Origin of the sequence: Streptacidiphilus neutrinimicus (genome assembly GCF_000787815.1) — a bacterium.
Lineage (GTDB): Bacteria > Actinomycetota > Actinomycetes > Streptomycetales > Streptomycetaceae > Streptacidiphilus > Streptacidiphilus neutrinimicus.
In genome coordinates this window covers 53,143-54,963 of sequence record NZ_BBPO01000037.1, presented here as the reverse complement: position 1 = coordinate 54,963, position 1,821 = coordinate 53,143, and the positions used below count along the sequence as shown (strand labels likewise).

The 1,821-nt window shown below is 66.7% G+C and carries 2 protein-coding genes; both read left to right on the top strand.

The window, feature by feature from the left end; genetic code table 11:
* Nucleotides 1-359 precede the first annotated feature (359 nt).
* A complete protein-coding gene (locus TR48_RS22810; RefSeq protein WP_042370288.1) occupies nucleotides 360-716 on the top strand; it encodes a PRC-barrel domain-containing protein in 357 nt (118 codons plus the stop codon).
* A 31-nt stretch (nucleotides 717-747) separates the two neighbouring features.
* The gene (locus TR48_RS44460; protein ID WP_170183556.1) at nucleotides 748-915 is read left to right on the top strand and encodes a hypothetical protein; all 168 of its coding nucleotides are present in this window, start codon (nucleotides 748-750) and stop codon (nucleotides 913-915) included.
* The last annotated feature ends 906 nt before the right edge of the window (nucleotides 916-1,821 follow it).

The window sequence follows — 1,821 nt, the reverse complement described above, 5'->3', positions numbered from 1 at the left end:
ACAGCGCCCCGCCGCAGGAACCCGCGCCCCATGCAGTAGCCCTCCGGTCAGCAGGCCTCGCCAGTGGCCTGAACCTGAGCACAGGCTCGCGCCCCTGTCTCCTGGCCCTCCGGAGCCTTACCGAGGCTGCACTCCTGCCCTCACCTGGATCCGGGTTCTTGCTGACTGCTGGATTGCTATGACAACGGGCCTCCGAGTACTCCGGAGCCCTGCCCGGCGGCTATCAGCCGGCGATGGCCTGCCCTCGACCGAACTGGAGATCATGCCGCGCTACGGCGTGGCTGGTGTCAATCCGTGCACGGGCGCAGGCTGGAAGAGCACAGGTCGTCGTGACTGAGCATGCCGAAGGGAGTCGCGCCGTGATCGAGTCCGCGGACATCCGCGAGTGGCGCACGCATGACGTCGTCGACGCAGGCGGCCACAAGATCGGCGCTCTGGAGGCCATCTACGTGGACACCAGCACCGACGAACCGGCCATGGCAACCGTTCAGGTCGGCCTGCCCACCCGGCACCACCTGGTCTTCGTCCCCCTGGACGGCGCTGTCGTCGGACCCGACTACGTCAAGGTCAGCTACGACAAGTCCCTGGTCAAGGACTGTCCCGCGATCGGCACCGACGACGTGCTCCCCGCTGCGGACGAGGAAGCGATCTTCCGGCACTACGGCATGGACTACCAGACCGGCACCGGTGGTGAGCGGCAACTCGCACGCCGCTGACCCGCCCGCCCACGCAAAGGAGGCATCCGGCATGGTCCTGTTCCTGCTCGTGATCATCGTCGCGGTGGCGCTCGGCATCATCGGCGCCGTCGCGCACGGGCTGCTCTGGCTCCTCGTCATCGGCGCCGTGATTCTCGTCCTCGACCTGGTGTACGCCGGATGGCGCTGGCGTCGGTCGGGGCGCACCGCACAACGCTAGGCACGCCGCAGCAAACCGAGGGCTGCCGGAGCGTTCATCCCGCGGATGAACCCCGACACCGCCCACGGCGCGACCGCTGTGGCCGACGCCGACCTCACAGCCTCGCAGGCTCCCGCCTGGCCCGACGGCGCTGTCACGTTGCACCGTGCCCTCGGACTGCGTACGCGGCCTGCTTGGGGGTCGCAGCACCGAAGACCTGCACCGTGGTGCCCAGGATGACCTGGCAGACGAGACGCCCATCAGTGCGCGGGTGCGGCCCCCGACGGCGACTCGCCGGGGCGATGCGGATGGCCCACTCATCGTGCAATGCCTGTCCGTGGACACTCCAGGCGGGAATGGGGAGCGAGCGGACGCGGCAAGTCCCCTCGGCTGCGCGTCCAGGGCCCGGCATGGGATCGGCTGGGCCGAAGCACCCTGACCCGCGAAAAAGCCAGGCAGACCAGTGACTGCCCGATGCAGCGCCAGCAGCCCCGACGGCAAAATCCCCGCAGGATCGCCAGGCCATCCCTCTGGAATCAGGACCGTGGATTCGCTCGAATCGACCCGAGGGTCCATCCCGAGTGAAGAAACGATCCTTCTTATGTCACCCGTCTGCCTGGCCCTCGGTGCAGATTCGGCGGATGCGGCCGACGTTAATCTCTTCGTGTCCCAGTGACTTTCACGACCTCTGACTATTAGGCATGCTCTCGATAGCCCAAGGCAGCTGATGCGACTCATGGATTAGGGCCAGGGCTTCATGGTGGACCACCCGATATTCACAGAATCATCTTGAAGGAGTTGGGCACCTAGATGGAATTGAATGTCTCTGTTGCGCGTTCTCGGCGCGTGTTCACCGCCTGGATCTCCGGGGCCCTGATGCTGTCACTCGCAGCCGCTGGGATCGCACTGGTGCCGACCAGCGCGCAC

Excerpts from the sequence above, each read along its gene's own strand:
- TR48_RS44460 (WP_170183556.1), top strand. The coding sequence starts at position 748 with ATGGTCCTGTTCCTGCTCGTGATCATCGTCGCGGTGGCGCTCGGCATC.